The 19,047-nt window shown below is 71.9% G+C and carries 23 protein-coding genes and 1 pseudogene; 9 read left to right on the top strand and 15 right to left on the bottom strand.

The features are described from left to right. Nucleotides 1-21 precede the first annotated feature (21 nt). On the top strand, nucleotides 22-738 hold the full coding sequence (locus OG357_RS08920; RefSeq protein ID WP_329620649.1) for a DUF4232 domain-containing protein: 717 nt from the start codon (nucleotides 22-24) through the stop codon (nucleotides 736-738). A 19-nt stretch (nucleotides 739-757) separates the two neighbouring features. Here the strand turns inward: OG357_RS08920 and OG357_RS08925 are convergent, their stop codons facing one another. After that, entirely contained in the window at nucleotides 758-1,471 is a 714-nt protein-coding gene (locus OG357_RS08925) for a hypothetical protein (protein WP_329620650.1), read from the bottom strand. Between the two features lie 130 nt (nucleotides 1,472-1,601). Between OG357_RS08925 and OG357_RS08930 the strand changes: the two genes are divergently transcribed. After that, entirely contained in the window at nucleotides 1,602-2,144 is a 543-nt protein-coding gene (locus OG357_RS08930; protein WP_329620651.1) for an NUDIX domain-containing protein, read from the top strand. A gap of 159 nt (nucleotides 2,145-2,303) precedes the next feature. Beyond that, nucleotides 2,304-3,089 (top strand): SDR family NAD(P)-dependent oxidoreductase, encoded by a 786-nt coding sequence (locus OG357_RS08935; protein WP_329620652.1) that lies wholly within the window; start codon nucleotides 2,304-2,306, stop codon nucleotides 3,087-3,089. Between the two features lie 4 nt (nucleotides 3,090-3,093). Here OG357_RS08935 and OG357_RS08940 read toward each other — a convergent pair whose 3' ends face one another. The 10 genes and pseudogenes from OG357_RS08940 to OG357_RS08980 form a co-directional block, all read right to left on the bottom strand. Then, on the bottom strand, nucleotides 3,094-4,065 hold the full coding sequence (locus OG357_RS08940) for an SUKH-3 domain-containing protein (protein WP_329620653.1): 972 nt from the start codon (nucleotides 4,063-4,065) through the stop codon (nucleotides 3,094-3,096). Between the two features lie 7 nt (nucleotides 4,066-4,072). Then, complete coding sequence (locus tag OG357_RS08945; protein WP_329620654.1) at nucleotides 4,073-4,468, bottom strand: YwqJ-related putative deaminase; 396 nt, start codon at nucleotides 4,466-4,468, stop codon at nucleotides 4,073-4,075. Beyond that, nucleotides 4,461-4,937 carry an SUKH-3 domain-containing protein gene (locus OG357_RS08950; RefSeq protein ID WP_329620655.1) on the bottom strand — a complete coding sequence of 159 codons (477 nt, stop codon included), beginning with the start codon at nucleotides 4,935-4,937 and terminating at the stop codon, nucleotides 4,461-4,463. Before OG357_RS08950 ends, OG357_RS08945 begins: the two co-directional genes overlap by 8 nt. Before the next feature lie 37 nt (nucleotides 4,938-4,974). Continuing rightward, on the bottom strand, nucleotides 4,975-5,439 hold the full coding sequence (locus OG357_RS08955; RefSeq protein WP_329625532.1) for an SUKH-3 domain-containing protein: 465 nt from the start codon (nucleotides 5,437-5,439) through the stop codon (nucleotides 4,975-4,977). 18 nt (nucleotides 5,440-5,457) lie between these two features. Beyond that, nucleotides 5,458-6,054 carry a YwqJ-related putative deaminase gene (locus OG357_RS38825; RefSeq protein WP_443066799.1) on the bottom strand — a complete coding sequence of 199 codons (597 nt, stop codon included), beginning with the start codon at nucleotides 6,052-6,054 and terminating at the stop codon, nucleotides 5,458-5,460. 117 nt (nucleotides 6,055-6,171) lie between these two features. Next, nucleotides 6,172-7,236: pseudogene (locus OG357_RS38830) on the bottom strand (WXG100-like domain-containing protein); the annotation flags it as partial. 80 nt (nucleotides 7,237-7,316) lie between these two features. Beyond that, the gene (msrB, locus tag OG357_RS08965) at nucleotides 7,317-7,727 is read right to left on the bottom strand and encodes a peptide-methionine (R)-S-oxide reductase MsrB (protein ID WP_329620656.1); all 411 of its coding nucleotides are present in this window, start codon (nucleotides 7,725-7,727) and stop codon (nucleotides 7,317-7,319) included. A gap of 10 nt (nucleotides 7,728-7,737) precedes the next feature. Then, nucleotides 7,738-9,129, bottom strand: coding sequence for a UDP-N-acetylmuramate--L-alanine ligase (gene murC, locus OG357_RS08970; protein ID WP_329620657.1), 1,392 nt, complete (start codon nucleotides 9,127-9,129; stop codon nucleotides 7,738-7,740). A gap of 168 nt (nucleotides 9,130-9,297) precedes the next feature. Further along, nucleotides 9,298-9,771 (bottom strand): indole-3-glycerol phosphate synthase, encoded by a 474-nt coding sequence (locus OG357_RS08975; RefSeq protein WP_329620658.1) that lies wholly within the window; start codon nucleotides 9,769-9,771, stop codon nucleotides 9,298-9,300. Nucleotides 9,772-9,876: 105 nt separating this feature from the next. Next, the gene (locus OG357_RS08980) at nucleotides 9,877-10,698 is read right to left on the bottom strand and encodes a pyrimidine reductase family protein (RefSeq protein ID WP_329620659.1); all 822 of its coding nucleotides are present in this window, start codon (nucleotides 10,696-10,698) and stop codon (nucleotides 9,877-9,879) included. Between the two features lie 36 nt (nucleotides 10,699-10,734). Between OG357_RS08980 and zapE the strand changes: the two genes are divergently transcribed. From zapE to OG357_RS09005, 5 genes are all read left to right on the top strand, one after another. Further along, nucleotides 10,735-11,820, top strand: a complete 1,086-nt coding sequence (gene zapE / locus OG357_RS08985; RefSeq protein ID WP_317600153.1) for a cell division protein ZapE — start codon at nucleotides 10,735-10,737, stop codon at nucleotides 11,818-11,820. 34 nt (nucleotides 11,821-11,854) lie between these two features. After that, the gene (locus tag OG357_RS08990) at nucleotides 11,855-12,280 is read left to right on the top strand and encodes an OsmC family protein (RefSeq protein ID WP_329620660.1); all 426 of its coding nucleotides are present in this window, start codon (nucleotides 11,855-11,857) and stop codon (nucleotides 12,278-12,280) included. A 178-nt stretch (nucleotides 12,281-12,458) separates the two neighbouring features. After that, nucleotides 12,459-13,817 (top strand): alkaline phosphatase PhoX, encoded by a 1,359-nt coding sequence (locus OG357_RS08995; protein ID WP_329620661.1) that lies wholly within the window; start codon nucleotides 12,459-12,461, stop codon nucleotides 13,815-13,817. A 149-nt stretch (nucleotides 13,818-13,966) separates the two neighbouring features. After that, the gene (locus tag OG357_RS09000) at nucleotides 13,967-14,818 is read left to right on the top strand and encodes a PPK2 family polyphosphate kinase (RefSeq protein WP_329625533.1); all 852 of its coding nucleotides are present in this window, start codon (nucleotides 13,967-13,969) and stop codon (nucleotides 14,816-14,818) included. Between the two features lie 160 nt (nucleotides 14,819-14,978). Continuing rightward, entirely contained in the window at nucleotides 14,979-15,842 is an 864-nt protein-coding gene (locus OG357_RS09005; protein ID WP_329625534.1) for a polysaccharide deacetylase family protein, read from the top strand. A gap of 23 nt (nucleotides 15,843-15,865) precedes the next feature. Here the strand turns inward: OG357_RS09005 and OG357_RS09010 are convergent, their stop codons facing one another. From OG357_RS09010 to OG357_RS09025, 4 genes are read right to left on the bottom strand one after another with little or no spacing between them, the layout of a single operon-like run. After that, on the bottom strand, nucleotides 15,866-16,060 hold the full coding sequence (locus tag OG357_RS09010; protein WP_317600142.1) for a hypothetical protein: 195 nt from the start codon (nucleotides 16,058-16,060) through the stop codon (nucleotides 15,866-15,868). 14 nt (nucleotides 16,061-16,074) lie between these two features. Continuing rightward, nucleotides 16,075-16,725 carry an ABC transporter gene (locus OG357_RS09015; RefSeq protein ID WP_329620662.1) on the bottom strand — a complete coding sequence of 217 codons (651 nt, stop codon included), beginning with the start codon at nucleotides 16,723-16,725 and terminating at the stop codon, nucleotides 16,075-16,077. Next, complete coding sequence (locus OG357_RS09020; RefSeq protein WP_329620663.1) at nucleotides 16,722-17,567, bottom strand: ATP-binding cassette domain-containing protein; 846 nt, start codon at nucleotides 17,565-17,567, stop codon at nucleotides 16,722-16,724. Before OG357_RS09020 ends, OG357_RS09015 begins: the two co-directional genes overlap by 4 nt. After that, nucleotides 17,564-18,241, bottom strand: a complete 678-nt coding sequence (locus OG357_RS09025) for an AIM24 family protein (RefSeq protein WP_329620664.1) — start codon at nucleotides 18,239-18,241, stop codon at nucleotides 17,564-17,566. The genes OG357_RS09020 and OG357_RS09025 overlap by 4 nt, the downstream gene beginning before the upstream one ends. A gap of 84 nt (nucleotides 18,242-18,325) precedes the next feature. Here OG357_RS09025 and OG357_RS09030 point away from each other — a divergent pair, with 84 nt between their 5' ends. After that, complete coding sequence (locus OG357_RS09030) at nucleotides 18,326-19,039, top strand: peptidyl-tRNA hydrolase (protein WP_329620665.1); 714 nt, start codon at nucleotides 18,326-18,328, stop codon at nucleotides 19,037-19,039. Nucleotides 19,040-19,047 lie beyond the last annotated feature (8 nt).

Raw genomic sequence — 19,047 nt, forward strand, 5'->3', positions numbered from 1 at the left:
TGATGCACACGGGGGTTCACCATGGGCGCTGCCCGGAAGAGTTGGAAGACGTACGCCCTGGGAGCCGCGGCGGTCGCCGCGCTCCTCTCGTCCACGGCCTGTCAGCCGGGCGGCGGCTCGGACGACGGGGCGTCGGGTGCGACGCCCTCGGGTAGCGCGAGCGCGACGACCGGCTCCGAGCAGCCCAGCACTCCGGGTGCGACCGAGACCACCGCGCCCAGCGAGTCGGCCGCCCCGCCCGTCGCGACCGACTCCGCCACGCCCGGCGACGGCGGCGGAGACGGGGGCAGCACGGCGGCCGCCGAGGCATGCGTCGACGACGACCTCTCGTACGACACGTCGTACTGGCCGAGGGATTCGGGCCAGCACCTCCTCCTCACCGCCACCAACAACTCCGACAAGCCCTGCACGCTCTACCACTACCCGTTCGTCTATTTCGGCCAGGAGACCGAGAACCCCCTCGGCCCGATGGAGTCCAAGCCGACGGCCATCGCCACGATCGGGCCGAAGGAGAAGGCGTACGCGGGTATGAAGCTCTTCCTCGGGGGCGAGAAGACGGTCACCTACGAGTCGTTCGGGCTCGCTCTCGCGAACCCCAAGCAGGCCGAGCAGGGAGCGCCGCTCGACATCGCGGTGTCCGACGAGGTCAAGTTCGTCACGGTCGGCCCCAACCCCTCGGTCACGTTCTGGAACCGCGACCGCCGCGAGGTCGAGAAGTACGTCTTCAAGGCCAGGTGACCGTGCCGTCCGCCTTCACCTAGCGTCGGGCTTGCTCGGCTGCGGCGACCTCGGCTGCTGTCGCCGTGGCCCTCCGGCCTGCCTGGACCTGCTGGAGTCGCTTGATCGTGGCAGCCAGCACGTCATGGGCGTCGGTGGGATCCCCGCCCGCGTCCTTGACCCGGACTCGGAGGACGACGGTGCCGGACCTGCTGTAGCCGTAGACCGTGCCGCTCGATCCGGTGTACGCGAGGAAGACCGATTCCTCTCCGACCTGAGAGGGCATCTTGGCGGGAGTCTTCTCGTCCCGGTCCTGCCACCGGTCGTACGCCGTCTTCGCGTGCACGGCGTTGTCGAACTGGCAGACGTCCAGATCGATCTCCCGCGAGCGGGTCGATCCCTGGTAGTCGTAATCGCCGCTGCCTGCCCGCTGCCAACCGGCCGGGGCGGGGGCCTCCGAGGGAGCACAGTCGTCTGGCTCCCCCGGCATGGTCTTGTGCAGGCTGCCGGGGTAGTAGCCGGGGACCACGTCCTCGGCGTCGGGGATCGCCTGGGTGAGCTCGCCCCGGCTGAGCTGCCTGGTCAGCGGTACGTCGGTGTCGTCCCTGAAGGGCTGCACCTCGCCGGTCCTGCCCGCGGACGGCTTCCCTGCGGCTGCCGGCGGCGCCCCTTCCGGAACCTCGCCCCCCGAGCAGGCGGAAAGCGTGAGACAGGTCAGAAGGGCGGTCGCTATGGCGAGGTGACTACGTGTCATGTGATCAAGATAGCCAAGCCTCGGTCGCCCGCGGTCGGGCCGTCGTGATCGGCCGCGGTGCCCGGCCTGACCGACGCCTGACCGACCACCCGGTCGGCCGACCACCCGGCCGGCCGCGATACTGGCCGCCATGACCAGCACACCCGCCGCCACGACCGCCCCGTTCTCCCGGATCAAGATCCGTACCGGGGCCCTGGTGTTCTGCGGCGACGACGTCGCCCTCATCCGCCGCGACCGCGCCGACTCCACCCACTACACCCCGCCCGGCGGCAACGTCGAGCACGGCGAAGACCTCGACCAGGCCCTCGCCCGCGAACTCGCCGAAGAGCTCGACCTCGACACCGCCCTGGCCGAAGGCGGCGACCTGATGTGGGTCGTCGACCAGCGCGTCACCCGCCCCGGCCCCACCCCGCCCCCGCGCAAACTCCACCTGATCTACCGCCTCCACATCACCCCCGAACTCCGCGCCACCCTCGCCGAGGTCGAACAGGACGAACTGCCCGACGGCAGCCACGAGATCGGCGTCGTCGAATGGATCGACTACCGCAAGACCGCCGAACTGCCCATCTTCCCGCCCATCGGCCCAGCCCTCGCCGCCCTGCCCGACCCCCGCGCCACCGTCACCGATGCCGCCCTCCCCGCCGTCACCGACGAGAACTACACCTGGGTGTGACCGCCGGCCCGCCCAGCGTGGGGTGCCGCGCGGCGGCCCGGTCCGGTCGGCGATCGTGATGCGGGTCATCTGCCCGCGAGGGCCCTGTGCCAGGATGCGGGGACCGGCCATCCACCGCACAGGGACGAGTCGGCGCCGTACGACACGAGGAGCGCCACGATGGACACGAACCCCGCCGTCTACCTCTCCGGGCTGTTCTCGCTCGACGGGCGCACCGCGCTCGTCACCGGCGGCAGTTCCGGTATCGGACGGGCCATCGCCGGGGCGCTGGCCCGGGCCGGGGCGCGTGTGGTCGTCCTGGCGCGCAAGGAGGGCGAGCTCGTCGCGACCGTGGACGAGCTGACGGCCGCCGGCTGCCGGGCCGGCTGGGTGAGCGCCGACCTGAGCACCCGCGAGGGCATCAAGGCCGGGGCGGAGGCGGCGGCGGCCGTCTTCGGCGAGCCGGACATCCTGGTGAACTCGGCCGGGATCAACCTCCGGCCCCCGCTCGGCGAGTTGGGTGACGAGGTCTGGGACACGACGATGACCGTGAACCTCGAGGCGCCGTTCCTCCTCGGTCAGCGCTTCGGCCCCGGGATGGCCGAGCGGGGCTTCGGCCGGATCATCCACGTCACGTCCCAGCAGGCGCATCGCGCGTTCGTCCAGAGCGGGGCGTACGGGGTGTCCAAGGGCGCGCTGGAGTCGCTGGCCCGCTCGCAGGCGGAGGCCTGGTCCCCGCACGGCGTCACGGCCAACACCCTGGTGCCCGGCTTCGTGATGACCCCGCTCAACCAGCGGCTCTCCTCCGACCCGGAGAAGGTGGCCGCCCTGGCCGCCCGCACGATGGTCGGCCGCAACGGCCTCGCCGAGGACTTCGCGGGCGCGGCCGTCTTCCTGGCGAGCGCGTCCTCCGCGTACGTCACGGGCCAGTCGCTCTTCGTGGACGGCGGCTTCTCCGTCCACTGAGCCGTCAGGGGCGGAGTGGAACTCCCGACCAGGCGGCCAGGGCCTCGGCGCAGGTGTGCAGGATCGCCGCCGTGGGGGCGAGGGACGCGGCCGGGGCGGCCGAGAGGGTCAGGACGGGTCCCTCCGCCGGGTTGCCCACCGTCACGGCGCACTCCACCGTGGCGGACGGACCGTCCGTGCCCGGCGGGGCGGTGACCGTCAAGGTCAGTTCGCAGCCGCCCGCGCGGACGCCTGCGGCGTCGAGGCGGGCGGTCATCGCCGCGATCAGCGGTTCGGTACTGCTGTCCAGGGAGCCCGGGCCCAGCGGGAAGACCTCGTCCACGGCCACGACGCCGATGCCCCGCAGGGTGGTCGCCCGCAGGCGCACTGCCCGGGCGCCGTACACGCCGCTGCTGTGCAGGACGTAGACGGCGACGAGCGCGGCTCGTACGGCGGCGGCGAGGTCGGCGGAGTCGCCGCCCTCGCCGGGCAGCGGGAAACGCCGACGGGGCGCGCGGAGTCGTGTCGGTGCGATCCCCTCCGCGAGCGCCGTCAGGCCCTCGCGGACGGTCGCCCCGAGGAGCCAGGCGCCGCCGGGGCCGAGCAGGACGAGCCGGCCTTCCTCGTCGACGGCGAGCAGCGCGTCCGTGTCCGTACGGCCCAAGGGGAAGAGCCGGACTCCCAGGTCGGCCGCGAGCCGGTCGAGCTGCGGGGCCGCGAAGCGGGCCTCGCGGGGGTCGACGACGCAGCCGGTGGCGGCGACCTCGCGCCCGCCGTCCGGGGCGGGCGGGACGCGCAGGCCGTGGAACTCGCGGACGGCCCGCTCGGCGGCGGGGAAGACGCTCCCCCCGCCGACCGTCACCGTCGTGAGGATCGCCAGCATGGCGGCGTCCCCCGCGTCACGCCCCTGCCGCCAGCCGGCCTTCGTCAGTACGTCGTCCACGTCGTCCACGTCGTCCACGTCGTCCACGTCGTCCACGTCGTCCACGTCGTCCACGGGAAGGTCACGCCTCGCCGTGGAGGACGTCGATGCCGAGCCGGTCGAGGAGCGCCGTGCAGGAGCGGCAGACCTCGGCCTCCGTACCGTGCTCGGGGTCGCCGTGCGGGCGGATCTTACGGGCGACGAGCGCGGCGCCCTCGAAGTGCGGGGCCGCCTCGTCCAGGGTGATGGTCCGGCCGTCGGCCCGCTGCCGGTCGAGACCGTAGAGCTCGTCGGAGACGAGCGCGGACTCGGCGCAGTAGCCGATGAACGGCTCGCGCAGGGACGGCGGGAGCGCGTCGAAGAACTCCTGGACGGCGGGGTGAAGGTGAGGCTCGCCGTCACCGGCGAGGTTGGTGTGGCTGGTGATCGTGCCGTGCATGAGCAACGACGCGGCCGTGCCGGGAATCAGGTCAGACATAGAAATCCTCCGCGTCCTGCAGGGGCCAGCGGAAGAGGCCGATCATGGCCTCGTGCTTGCCAGTGCCCAGGTAATAGTTGCCGAAGCTGTTCATGTTGAAGAAGCGGCTCTGCTCGTCGATGACGAACACTTCCCCCTCGCCGGAGTCCCAGCCGATCGGGAAGAGGCGCACTCCTCCCAGGCCACGGCTCAGCTCCGCCATGTCCTCGAAGAGAGCGCACCAGACGGGGACGGGCGTGAAGTGGAAATGATCCTCGCGCTGGACGTCGTGCATCACCCGGAGCCCGGCGTGCTCGGTGAGGAAGTCGGTCGCGGCGGCGAACGGCTCCACCGGGAACCCGTCCTTCCGGCTCTCCTCGACGACCTCCGCCACGAACGCCGAAGCCTGCTCGGCGGCGTCGCGACCGGAATACCAGCCGTACGCGGCGAACCAGGCGTCGACGTCCGCGGGGACACGGAGATGAGGCACAGGGAGCTCCTAACCCGCCGCCGTGCCGGGCGCCAGGTCAGACAAAGTAGTCCTCCGCGTCCTGCATGGGGGCGTGGGCGAGGCTGATCATCGCCTCGTGCTTGTCGGCGCCCATGTAGTAGGCGCCCGTGTGGTGCAGGTAGAAGAACCTGCCCTGCTCGTCGACGAGCACCGGGGACGAGTCCGAGCTGTCGAGGCCGACCGGGAAGAGCCGTACGCCGAGGTCGCGGCTCAGTTCGGCGACGTCGGCCGGCGCCGACCGGTAGCCCAGGTAGGGGGTGAAGTAGAGGTACTCCTCGCGGGGGGCGTCGATCGTCAGGCGCAACCCGCCGTGTTCGGTGAGGAAGGCGGTCGCGGCCTCGAAGGGCTCCACGGGGGAACCTGCTTCTCGGTACTGCTCGGCGACCTCCCTCATCATCGCCGTCGCCTGATCGGTCACGACGCGGCCGGGGAACCATCCGTGTTCCCCGAACCAGGCGTCGACGTCCTCCCGGGTTTCCATTCGCGGCACGGGAACTCCTTATCCGGTGTAGGCGGAGACACCCGCCATGTCCATTGCGATCTCGCACGATCGGCACGGGGCTTTGTACTCGCCGTGGCCGAGGGGGTGCGGTTTGACCTGGTCGCCGATCTGCACGCTGTAGACCTGTGATCCCCGCATGGCCTCGCGTACGTCGTCGGCCGACTTGATCGAGGTGCCGTCGGGGTCGAGGCTCCGCAGCCGGTCCGAGACCAGGTTGGCCTCCGCGCATTTGCCGTGTCCCGCGCCCGGGTTCCTGCCTTCGCCTTCGATCTGCGCCTTGACGTCGTCGTAGATCGATTGCATGGCGGGGTGCAGGTCGGGCAGCTTCTGGCCGGCTCCCTTGGTGGAGCTGGAGTGGCTCGTGACGGTTCCGTCGTGCAGGAGGCTACCGGAGCACGCCAGGTCGATCAGGTTTGTGCCCGGCGGGAAGTGGGTCTTGGCCAGGTCGATCTGGTGCTTGGGGTCGTTCGGGTTGTTCGGATCGGCTTTCCGCGCCTTGTCGGCGAGGTCGCGGGCCTCCTGGACGAGCGCCGCCCGCTGCTGTTCGGGCGTCAGGTGGCTGACATCGAGCGGGTCCGTCCGGTGGTGCCTCATGTTGCCGGCGGAGCTGCCGTGCCACGGCGGGGCCGGTGAGATGCGGTTTCCGCCGGGGTTGTTGCCGCTGCCGCTGCCCGGGCCGTTGCCGCCACCGCCACCTCCCCCGCCGTTCCCGCCGCCGCCCCCGCCGTTCCCGTTGTTGTCGTGGTCGCCCTTGCGTTGGCGGGCGAAGCGGTCGCGGAGGTTGTCGTCGGTGTTCTTGTGGTCGACCGAGATCTGCTTCACGGCCTTGGGCAGCGTCTGGCCGACGTGGTCGCCCATGTTCTTCGCGGCCTTGGTGAGCGCTTCGAGGGCCTTGTCCGCGACCGGGTCGATCGCGTCGGCGATCGAGTCACGGCCCCGGGTCCGGCCGTGCGCGGTCTTCGCCTTCGTGAGTTTGCCCGCGGTCTTGCCGTGGATGCCCGCGCTGACGGTGTTGAGCTGGGTGGAGGCGTGGGTGTGCTCGGCATGCTCGATGTGCAGGTTCTTCAGCCCCCCGCCCTTCGACCCGCCACCGCCGCCGGCCGAGGCCAGGCTCAGGGCCTCCTTGCCCGACTGGACGCCCTCCTTGAAGCCGTCCTGCCCGGCGTCCTTGGTCTGGTCGAGGTCCACCCCGTCCTGCAGACCGATCGCCACCGCGCCGAGCTGGACGACGAGGTCGGCGGCCATGCCCTCAAGGGCGGCCACCGCCGGCTCGGTCATCGCGGCCACGACGTAACCGACGGCCTCCTCCACGCACTCCTTGATCAGCCGTTTGATGACCTCTTGCGTGGCCCGCATCGCCGCCGCGCCGATCAGCGCCGACAGTCCGCCCGTCACCGGGATCAGGGAGATCGCGATACCGGCCTCGGCCGCGAGATAGCCCAGCTGGACGAGTGCGGCGAGCTTCATGCCCTCGATCGCGCCCGCGGCCGTGTCCAGAGCGCCCGCGACCGTCCGCGCCGCACCCGAGATGTCCTTCAGATGCTTGGTCTTGATCTTCGCCCAGTGCTCGTTGAGCGCGTCGAGCGCCTCGCCCTCACCCGACGACAGCAGCCGCTCGAAGTGGTTGTTCGCGAGCTGACCGTCGTCCTCCAGGTCCTCCGCGAACTCCCTGAGAGCGTCCGCCATCTCGCGGTACGCGTCCTCGTCGACATTCGGCCACGCCACCCCGATCAGGTCGAGAAGTGTGTCCGCCCAATCCGGAACCGTGACTGCCACGTTCCCCTGCCCCCCGTTGAAGACTGTTTGCAATCCGCAATAGTCCTACCACAGGGGGCTGGTGACGAGGCGTCCGGGCATCAGCCCTCGTCCGGCTCCAGGCGCAGCGAGATCGAGTTGATGCAGTACCGCTGGTCCGTCGGCGTGGGGTAGCCCTCACCCTCGAAGACATGGCCCAGGTGCGAGCCGCAGCGCGAGCAGCGGACCTCGGTGCGGACCATGCCGTGGGAGGTGTCGTCGATCAGCTCGACCGCCGCGGAGTCCTTGGGGTCGAAGAAGGAAGGCCAGCCGCAGTGCGACTCGAACTTCTCGTTCGACGTGAAGAGCTCCGCGCCGCAGGCCCGGCAGGAGTACACGCCCTTCGTCTTCGTGTCCGTGTACTCCCCGCGGAAGGCGGGCTCGGTGCCCGCCTGACGCAGCACCTGGTACTCCGCCGGGGTGAGCTCCGCACGCCACTGCTCGTCCGGCTTCTCGACCTCGTACGCGGTCATCGGATGCTCCTCAGTTCGACAGGTGGTCCAGGATGCGCGGTCCGAGGTCCGTGACGTCGCCCGCGCCCATCGTCAGAACGAGATCGCCGGGCTTGGCCATTCCCGCGATGACGTCCGGGACGGTCGCCTTGTCGTGGACAGGCGTGACGTCGGCGCCGGCCCGCTGCGCGGCGGCGATGATCAGCTCGCTGGTGATGCCGGGGATCGGGTCCTCGCGGGCCGGGTAGATGTCGAGGACGACCGAGGCGTCGGCGAGGGCCAGCGCGTCGCCCATCTCCTTGCCGAGCTCCTGGGTGCGGGAGAACAGGTGGGGCTGGAAGACGACGAGCAGGCGCGCGCCACCGGCGGCGCCGCGCATGGCCTCCAGGTCGGCGGTCATCTCCGTGGGGTGGTGCGCGTACGAGTCGATGACCTGGACGCCCGCGGCCTCGCCCTTGAGCTGGAGGCGGCGGCCGACGCCGGTGTAGGCGGTGAGGGCCTGGGCCAGCTCGGCCGGGTCGATGCCGACGCGGGCGCCGGCGGCGAGGGCCGCGGCGGCGTTGTGGGCGTAGTGGCGGCCGGGGACCGAGACGGTGAAGGTGTGCTCGACGCCGTCGAGGAGGACGACGACCTCGCTCTTCATGCCGTTCGGGGCGATCTTCAGGATCCGGGCGTCGGAGTCCTCGGACTCGCCGACCGTGACGATGTTCAGGCCGTCGCGGTCCGCGACCCGGCGGGCCAGCTCGCGGGCGCCGGCGTGCTCGCCGACGACCAGGGTGCCGCCCGGGCGGATCTTGGCGGTGAAGGCCTCGAAGGACTCGTAGATCTCGTCCATGGAGGCGTAGTTCGCGTGGTGGTCCAGCTCGACGTTGAGGACGATCGCGACCTCGGGGTCGTACTTCTGGAAGCTGCGGTCGCTCTCGTCGGCCTCGGCGACGAAGACGTCCCCGGAGCCGTGGCGGGCGTTGGTGCCGGGGCCGGCGAGGTCGCCGCCGATGGCGTACGAGGGGTCGAGGCCCAGCTCGGTCAGGGCGACGGCCAGCATCGACGTGGTCGTCGTCTTGCCGTGCGTGCCAGCGACCGCGATCGCGCGCAGGTCGTCCATGAGGGAGGCGAGCGCGTCGGAGCGGTGCACGACGGGGATGCCGAGCTCGGCGGCGCGGGCCAGCTCGGGGTTGTCGGCGCGGATGGCGCTGGAGACGACGACGGCGGAGGCGTCGTCGGCGAGGTGCTCGGCGGCGTGGCCGATGTGCACGGTGGCGCCGAGGGCACGCAGGGCCTCGGCGGTCGGGGACTCCTTGGCGTCGCTGCCGGCGACCTTGGCGCCGCGCTGGGCGAGGATCTTCGCGATGCCCGACATTCCGGCACCGCCGATGCCGATGAAGTGCGGCCGTTCCATGGCGGCAGGGATGGCGGGTGCCATGTGGATCTCTCCCCGGGTGGGTCTGGCTGTGTCGTACTGGAAGGACCAGCCTAGTGGCTCGCGCCGGGCGGCCCGGGGCACGGAGGGGTCGGACGTGTCCCCGGCCCGTGAGAGGCCGCCGTGTCCGCGCCCCCTGCACGGGGCGCGGACACGGACCCTCGGTGTTCCTTACTCCTCGCTGTGGGCGAAGAGCTTCAGTACGGGTACGCCCACCTTGTGGCGGGCCCGGGAGGCCCAGTCCCGGTGGAAGAACTCCTCCACGTAGTGCGGAGCGGTGAGAACGATCACCTCGTCCGCCTCCGACTCCTCGACCACCGCCTTCATCTTGGTGAGCGGGTGGTCCTCGACGACCTGGCCGACCGCTTCGCAGCCGGCGTCTCTCAGGGCCTGGAGCGAGTGCTCCAGGGCCAGCTCGGCGGGGACCCGGGCGGCCTTGCCCTCCGGTTCCCCGCCCTCGTGGGCGGCTTCCTTCAGTTCGCCCATGGCGACGTCGTCGATGGCACGCAACAACACGTCGGCCTGGTCACCACGCGGCTGCATCAGGACGATGAAGGACACGCCCTCGTCGCCGTGCAGCGTGGTGACGAACTCCACGTCGACGGAGGTCAGGGGCTTCTCGATCATCAGAACGCTTGTGAACACCTCAGGAGCCCTTCTGCGGAAACCATCCTTCCCCGTGCCCGCACGGGGTCTGCGACATAAGTGTGCCCAGCGGACGGAAAGCGGAACGACAAATTCCGCCGATTGTCAGATCCGACGGTAGCGGGTGAAGAGGAAGCCGTCCTGCTCCAGCACGGAAGCCACGGAGAAGCGTGTCGGGACGGCCACCGAAGGACCCCCGGCGATCCGCTGGGCGCCACCCGCGGTCATCGTCGGCGAGAGCGTCAGACACAGCTCGTCGAGGACCTCCGCCGCCACGAACTGACCCAGCAGCCGGGGCCCGCCCTCGGTCAGCTGGCGCCGCAGCCCGCGCTCCGCGAGGACCGCGACCGCGCGGGCCGGGTCCACGCCGGCCCCGTCGCCCGCGACCAGCACCTCGGCGCCCGCCTTCCGGGCGGCCTGTACGCGCTCGGCGGGCGCGGCGGCCCCCGTGAGGATCAGCGTCCGCACCAGCGGCTCCGTGAAGAGCGGCAGCGAGAAGTCAAGGTCGAGGGAGGCGGTGACCACGGCGATCACGGGTGCGGGACCCTGCCCGGCGGCGGCCCGGCGGGCGGCGAAGGCCTCCCGTGCCCTGGCCGGGCGGTACCCCTCCAGGCGTACCGTTTCCGCGCCCACGACGATCACGTCGGCGAGCCCGCGAAGGGTGCCGAAGATCCGCATGTCCGTCTCGGAGGAGAGCGGCTGGGAGCGGCCGTCGTGCTGGCCCGCCCCGTCGAGGGACGAGACCATGTTGGCCCGCAGCCACACACGGTCACCCTCCGGGTACGCGTAGGCGTCGGCCAGCTCGTCGAGGGACCATTCCCGGCCACCGGCCGGGGCCTCCGCGGTGGTCCCCGCACCGGTCTCCGGGGCCTCCCCCGCGGTGGTCTCGTGGGCTGTCATGTCCGTCACAGGGAGCAGGCGTCGCATCCTCGCAGTCTGACATGGCGCTTACAGTGGGGAACTGTGTCGACCCACGCCCTCACCGAAGCGGCTTCCACCGAAGCGGCCCCGCTCTCGCTCTGCTCCCGAGAGCCCCACGTCCCCGCCGACCGTCTCGTCGCGGAGATGGTGCCGCCGCCTCGCTTCGACTCCGTCCGCTTCGACACGTACCTGCCGGACCCGAACCAGCCGAGCCAGACGGACGCCGTCAAGGCCCTGAGCGGCTTCGCCGAGGGCCTCGGCGGGGCGCACGCCACCGGCGCCGGGAAGCGCCGCTGGTTCGCCAAGAAGCCGGCCGCCCCGAGCGGGCCGCGCGGGGTCTACCTGGACGGCGGGTACGGCGTCGGCAAGACCCACCTGCTGGCCTCCCTCTGGCACGCGACCCCCGCCGAGCCGGCGCTGAAAGCTTTCGGCACCTTCGTCGAGCTGACCAACCTGGTCGGCGCGCTCGGCTTCCAGCAGACGGTGAAGACCCTCAGCGGGCACCGTCTCCTCTGCATCGACGAATTCGAGCTGGACGACCCGGGCGACACCGTCCTCGTCTCCAGCCTCCTCGGCAAGCTCGTCGAGGCGGGCGTGGCCCTCGCCGCCACCTCCAACACGCTCCCCGGCAAGCTCGGCGAGGGCCGCTTCGCCGCCGCCGACTTCCTCCGCGAGATCCAGGGCCTCTCCGCGCACTTCATGCCGCTGCGGATCGACGGCGAGGACTTCCGCCACCGCGGCCTGCCCGAGGCCCCCGCCCCGTACTCCGACCAGGTCGTCACGGAGACCGCGTACGCGACGCCGGGCGCCTCCCTCGACGACTTCCCGCACCTGCTCGACCACCTGGCCAAGGTGCACCCGAGCCGGTACGGCGCGCTCACCGACGACCTCGCGGCGGTCTGCCTCACCGACGTCCAGCCGGTCCCCGACCAGTCGACGGCGCTCCGGCTCGTCGTCCTCGCCGACCGCCTCTACGACCGTGAGATACCCGTCCTCGCCTCCGGACTGCCCTTCGACCGGCTCTTCAGCGACGAGATGCTGAACGGCGGATACCGCAAGAAGTACTTCCGGGCGATCTCCCGGCTCACCGCGCTCGCGCGCGACGCGAAGGGGCTTGTGGCGCAGTAGCTTGGGGGCCGTACCCGATCGAAAGGGATCCACCATGGCCACCGTGCGTCACGCCCACACCGTCTGGCAGGGCGACCTCCTCAAGGGTTCCGGCGTCGTCACCCTCGACTCGTCCGGCCTCGGCTCGTACGACGTCTCCTGGCCGGCCCGGAAGGACGAGCCGAACGGCAAGACGAGCCCCGAGGAGCTCATCGCCGCCGCGCACTCCTCCTGCTTCTCGATGGCCTTCTCCGGCGGTCTGGCCAACGCGGGCAGCCCGCCGACTCGCCTGGAGACCCAGGCCGACGTCACCTTCCAGCCGGGCAAGGGCATCACGGGCATCCACCTGACCGTGCGCGGCGAGGTCCCGGGCCTGGACGCCGACCAGTTCCAGGCGCTCGCCGAGGACGCGAAGAAGAACTGCCCCGTCAGCCAGGCGCTCACCGGCACGACGATCACGCTCACCGCCGAACTGGCCTGACGCCGGATCAGTTCACGCGCCACATGAGGCTGTTGTGGCCCGCATGGTTCACGTGTCACCACAGTGCGTGATACACACATGCGGGTCACACGTCACAGCACACTCCACAGCACAGTCCACAGCGCACGTCACTGTGCACAGCACACGCCTGTCCGCCAACAGGAAAGTGGGTTGCCTCATGTCCGCGACACGACGTCAGATCCTCTCCCGCACCGGCGCGTCCGTCGCCGGGATCGCCTTCACCGGCGCGCTCTCCGAACTCTTCGCCGGCAGCGCGGTGGCCGCGAGAGGAGCGGGGTACGGTCCTCTCCTCCCCGACCCCGCCGGGCTCCTCGACCTCCCGGCCGGCTTCCGCTACAAGGTCCTCTCCCGGCAGGGCGATCCGCTCCGCTCCGGCGAGGGACCCGTCCCCAGCAACCACGACGGCATGGGCGCCTTCCCCGGCCGGCGCGGGCGCGTGCACCTCGTCCGCAACCACGAGAACCGGGTCACCGGGCTCATCGGCGTCCCCACCGTCCCCGGCCTGACGTACGACCCCGCCGCTAAGGGCGGATGCACGGCCCTCGAACTCGACGGCCGGAACAACGTCCTCGGCGAGCGCGTCGCCATCGCCGGGACCGCCGTCAACTGCGCGGGCGGACACACCCCTTGGAACACCTGGCTGACCTGCGAGGAGACCGAGGACAAGGCCGGGACGAACGGCTACACCAAGGACCACGGCTTCATCTTCGAGGTCGACGGAGCCGACCCGCGCCGCACCGGGGCCGTCCCCCTCACCGCGATGGGCCGCTTCCAGCACGAGGCGATCGCCGTCGACCCGTCGAGCGGCATCGTGTACGAGACGGAGGACGCCTTCCAGCAGCCCTTCGGCCTGTTCTACCGCTTCCTCCCGCGCAAGCCGCTCGGCGGCACCGGTTCGCTGCGCGCGGGCGGCGCCCTGGAGGCGATGCGGGTGCCCGGCGTACCCGACCTGTCCGTGATCCAGGAGACCGGCGCGCGCTTCGAGGGCGTCGAGTGGGTCCCCGTACCGGATCCGCAGGCGGCCGAGACCCCGATCAGGCTCCAGGACTTCGGGCCGAAGGGCATCACGCACGCCCAGAAGCTGGAGGGCTGTTACTGGGGCGGACGGGCCGTGTACTTCGTGTCCTCCTTCGCCCGCCTCACGGACGGCTCGGGCGCGACCCACTTCGGACAGGTGTGGAAGTACGAGCCGCACCGGCGCCGCCTCACGCTCGTCGTCGTCTTCGGCCCGAGCACGGACATCCAGCTGCCGGGCGAGTCGCCGGACAACATCTGTCTGACGCCGAGCGGCGGCCTGATGGTCAGCGAGGACGGCGACGGGGCGCAGCACGTCTACGGGGTGAGCAGGAAGGGGGAGGTGTACCCGGTCGCCCGGGGGGCGCAGAACATCGGGACGCCCGAGGCCCCGGAGTGGGGCGAGTTCGCGGGCGTCACCTTCTCCCCGGACGGCTCCACGATGTACGTGAACTGCTACACGCCGGGGACGACGTTCGCGGTGACGGGCCCGTGGTGCTGAGCTGAGGCGGTTCGCGGGCGCGGTCGCGGTCGCGGTCGACCTGGTTCCGTCGCAGGATCGGGGAAGGACGAGTGGCGCGGCGGAAGGGTCACGCGGTGGCGAAGAAGAAGGACGACCGGAAGAAGGCGGACCGGAGGCCGAAGGGGCGGTTGCATCCGCAGGACACGCCCCTGCGGGACGTGCTCCGCGTGCCGGAGGGCGAGCGGCTCGACCTCACCGCGTACGACGCCTCGGCGACCCTGGCCGGCCCCGCCGACAAGGCGGCCGGCCTGGCCGCCACCGCCGCCCTCGCACCGCGCCTCGCGGACCTCCAGGAACGCCTGTACGCGTCGAGCACGGCGGGCGACCGGCGCCGGCTGCTCCTGGTCCTCCAGGGCATGGACACCAGCGGCAAGGGCGGCACGGTCAAGCACGTCATCGGCCTCTTCAACCCGTCCGGCTGCCGCATCCGCGCCTTCAAGGCGCCAACCCAGGAGGAAAGGAACCATCCGTTCCTCTGGCGGATCATGAAGGCGCTCCCGCAGCCGGGCGAGATCGGCATCTTCGACCGCTCGCACTACGAGGACGTCCTCATCGCGCGCGTCCGCGACCTGGTCCCGCGCTCGCAGCTCGGCCGGCGCTACGGCCAGATCAACCGCTTCGAGAAGTCCCTCGCCGACGACGGGGTGACGGTCGTCAAGATCTTCCTGCACATTTCGTACGAGGAGCAGCGCAACCGGCTCCTGGAGCGCCTGGACAACCCCGAGAAGCACTGGAAGTTCAACGCGGGCGACATCGAGGAGCGGGCGGTGTGGCCGGCGTACCGGGAGGCGTACGAGATCGCCCTCGAACGCTGCACGACGGACGAGGCCCCGTGGTACCTGGTCCCGGCGGACCGCAAGTGGTACCGGAACTGGGCGATCAGCAAGCTGCTGCTCGAACATCTGGAGACGCTGGACCCGACGTACCCGCCGGGGGACTTCGACGTGGACGAGTGCCGGCGGCGGCTCCTGCTGACGTGAGCGGCGCCATCGTCCTCCCCTTCCGCCGCGAGCGGGCCGCGCACGCTCAGGCGATGGTGCGTCAGCTCAGTGCGTGGACTCGGGTGCTGCTGCTGTCGAGTCGCGAGCGCTAGTCACTTTGATCGGTTAACTTCCGATCGTGAACATTCCTGTACGAAAGATGGCGGCGTTCGTTCTCCTGGGCGCCGCTCTCGTCGGCTGCGGCGGGGGCGCCGCCGAGAAGCCGAGGGCGCCGAAGGCGAAGACCCCGACCGCGTCCCACAGCCCGTCGGCCGGGGCGAGCGCGGCCGCCGGCCCGAAGCCCGCGCGCGTGCCCGCCGCGCCGCCCACCATGGCGCCGGGGCCCGGGGGGCTCACCCCCGTCTACAGCCGCCGCGCGCAGGGCACCGAGAAGGTCGTCGCGCTCACCTTCGACGCCGACATGACGGCCGACCAGGGCCCCCGGGCCGCGGGCGGCGAGCGTTTCGACAACCCCCAGCTCATCGCGACCCTGCGCCGGCTCAAGGTGGACGCCACCGTCTTCATGACGGGCCGCTGGGCGGAGGAGTACCCGGACCAGGCCAAGTCCATCGGCGGCGACCCGCGCTTCGAGATCGCCAACCACTCCTACAGCCACTACGCCTTCGCGTCCCCCTGCTACGGCCTCCCGACCGTCGCGGGACCTGACATGACCGCCGACGTGCAGCGGGCCTTCGACGCCTTCCGGGACGCCGGTGCCGTCAACGTCGTCCCGTACTTCCGCTTCCCCGGCGGCTGCTACGACGACGCGGCCCTGCGCGCGCTCGGCCCGGCCGGGGTGACGGCGGTCCAGTGGGACGTGGTCAGCGGCGACGCCTTCGCCAAGGACGCGGACGCCGTCGCCGAGCAGGTGCTCGACGGGGTGAAGCCCGGTTCGCTCGTCGTCATGCACTGCACGCGCAGCGCCGCCCCCGTCACCGAGGAGGCGATCCGCCGGATCGTCCCGGAGCTGCGGGCGCGCGGCTACCGCTTCGTGAAGGTCTCGGAGCTGATGGGCGGCCGCTGAGCGTATTCCTCCGGCTGGGCCCGTCAGCCCGAGCAGGCCGTGCGCTGGGCTTCCTGCCACTCGCAGACCGGGCAGAGCGTGATCCCCTTGGTCGACTCCGGGTACTCGGTCGGCTCCTGGCACAGCACGCACGAGGCGAACGGTCCCTCGGCCGCCGGTTCGGGCTTCGGGCCGGTGGGCCCGGGGGTTCCGTCGCAGTACGACGTGGACTCGGTCATACCTTCGAGCGTACTCACTCCAGTCGTGCTGTGGCCCGGCAGGCGAGGGCCGCCGTCGCCGCCGCGAGGAGCACGGCACCGGCACACGCGAGCCAGGGAAGGTGCGCGGTCGTCGTGCGGGAGCCGGTGACCAGCACGGTCAGGGCGTGCTTCGCCGGGGAGCCGGTGGTGACGAGGGCGAGCAGCGAGCCGGACACCAGGGCCGTGACCGACCAGCCGGTGGCCTTGACGAACGGGCGGGCGGTCAGCGCGCCGACGGCGGCGCCCGTCAGGACGCAGGCCGCCGTCGCGAGGAGCCCGGCGCCCGTGGCGGCGAGCGGGCCGATCCCGCGCCGGTCGCCGATCGCGGTGAGACCGAGGACGGCGGCCACGCCGAGGAGGCCCGGCAGTGCGGTGCCGATGACGAGTGCCGCGAGGTGGGCGCGGCTCCGGCCGGCGGCCGCGGCGACGACGTGCCGGGCGGCGGGCGGTTCCTGGGTGAGGCAGATCCGCACGCACCAGGCCGTCACCGGCACCAGGGGCGCCGCCGAGAAACCGAGGGCGCCGAGCACGGGTTCGCCGGCGCGGACGCCGACGGCGAGGAAGGCCGCGTACAGGAGGAGCGGTGCGAGCCAGCGCTGCGAGCGGAGCAGCAGACCCGTCTGGTAGCGCAGGAGCGCCGTCATACCCGGACGCCTTCGGAGTCGAGTCGGTGGATGTGCCAGGAGGCGGCGAGGAGCGCCCCGAGCAGGGCGTCGGAGTGTGCCGCGGCCACGGTGAGGACGAGGAGGCCGGCGGGGTCGGCCGGGTCCGGCGGCTCGGTGGCCGGGGCGCCGGGCAGGCCCTCCGGAAGGGGCTTGCCGCCGGAGGCGGTGATCCGCACCCGGGGGCCCTGCGGGACGTCCCGCGCGGCGGGCGCCACGGCCCGTACCGCACCCGCCTCCACCTCGTACACCGCGTCCGCCTCCCCCGCCAGGCGGCGCGGGTCGTGGTCGACGAAGACGGCCGTGCCGCCCGCCGCGACCCGTTCCCGGACGGCGCGGTCGAGTGCGGTGCGGGCCGTGGTGTCGAGGCCCGTCCAGGCCTCGTCGAGGACGAGGAGGTCCGGGTCGGCGATGAGGGCCTGGGCGACGGCGACCTTCTGGCCGGTGCCCTTGGAGAGTTCCGCCAGTTCGGTACGGGCGTGCTCCCCGGCCCCGAAGCGCTCCAGCCACTCCCCGGCGCGGGCCCTGGCCACCGCCCGGCCGAGGCCCTGGACGCGGCCCAGGTGGACCAGGTAGTCGGCGGCCGTGAAGGGCAGCGCCGCGGGGAAACGCTCGGGGACGTACGCGGTGCGGGGCGGGCGGCCGGTGATCCGGCCCTCGCTCGGTGCGTCGATCCCGGCGATCAGCCGGAGCAGGGTCGACTTGCCGGTGCCGTTGGTGCCGACGACCCGGACGAGGGTGGAGGCGGGCAGGTCGAGGACGGCCCCGCGCAGGACCCACGGCCCGCGCGGGCCGTACCGGCGCCCGGCCCGCTCCAGCCTCAACTCGACGAGTTCTTCTGCGGGGTGAGCTCGCTGGGCCGGACGACGACGAAGCCCTGGCCCTCCAGCTTGAGCTGCACCGCCTCGCCCGAGCCGCCGCGGATCATCGAGCCGACGGACTGCGAGCGGTGCAGCGAGGTGCGGAGCTGCTCGCTCCATCCGACGACGGCGTCGGTGTCGACGTACACGGGGGCCTGCGGGGAGATCGGGATGACGATGGGGCTGCCCTCGCAGATCAGCGCCACCTTCCCGTAGCCGGAGAAGACGGAGTTGAAGATGCCGCCGCCGGTGACCCCGGCGCCCTTCACGGTCTTGATCTCGTAGTGGAGGGTGGAGTCGAAGCAGAGGACGTTGCGGCCGTTGACCGAGAAGGCGTCGCCCTGCTCGATCTCGATGATGAAGCAGTTCTGCGCCTCGTGCGCGAACCAGGCCTCGCCCTGGCCGCGCACGGCCATCAGCGCCAGGCCCTCGCCGGTGACGGCCCGCTTGAGCAGGCCGCCGATGCCCTGGCCCTTGCGCTCGAAGTGGAGGTCGCCGCGGAAGGCGATCATCGAGCCCTGGCGGGCGTGCATCTCTCCATTGACGGTGTACTTGACCGACTTCGCGTTCTGCAGGGTCATGCCCGGGAAGCCGGCCGCCTCGGCGAGGTGTTCGCCGGCGAAAAGATCGCTCTTCATGCAGGGCATCCTGGCCCGGAAGCATCGATTCCCACAAGAATCCCCCGTCGTCGGCCGTACGCCACGGGGTGGCAGACTTGCCGGGTGAGCAGCGACGAGACCGACCTCCGCGATGAGAAGCCCCAGTTCGTCCTCCCCCTGGTGGTACGGATCGAGCGCGACGCGCCCCCGTCGCGCACCGACGCCCTGGAGACCGCCGCGCGGGCCGTCCTGGAGATCCTCGCCGACGACCGTTCCCTCGGTGAGGGCGAGTGGGCGCAGCTCATGACGGACTGGCAGGACGCCCGGATCCGCAAGGTCGTGCGCCGGGCGCGCGGCTCGGAGTGGCGGAAGGCCGGAGCGCTCCCGGGGATCACCGTGACCGGCGCGGAGGCGGAGGTACGGGTCTTCCCGCCGGTGCCGCTCGACGGCTGGCCCAAGGAGCTGGCCAAGCTCCAGGTGTCGGGCACCGACCTCGACGACCCGGTCGCGCCCGGCCCCGTACCGGACGGGGCCGTGACGCTCTGGATCAACCCCGGTCTCGACATGTCGGCGGGCAAGACGATGGCGCAGGCCGGACACGGCGCGCAGCTGCTGTGGTGGGCGATGCCGGACGCGGACCGGAAGGCCTGGCAGGAGGCGGGCTTCCCGCTCGCGGTGCGCACCGCGACGCCGGAGCACTGGGCCGCGCTCGCGGCGGGCGACAGCGGGCTGCCCGTGGTGCGGGACGCCGGATTCACGGAGATCGCGCCCGGGAAGACGGTCGTGTCCGAGGGGAGTCACCTCTTCGCTTCTCACCTGCGGCTGCCCCGGCCGTAGGAGACTCG

It is taken from the genome of Streptomyces sp. NBC_01255 (assembly GCF_036226445.1).
Classification (GTDB): Bacteria; Actinomycetota; Actinomycetes; order Streptomycetales; family Streptomycetaceae; genus Streptomyces.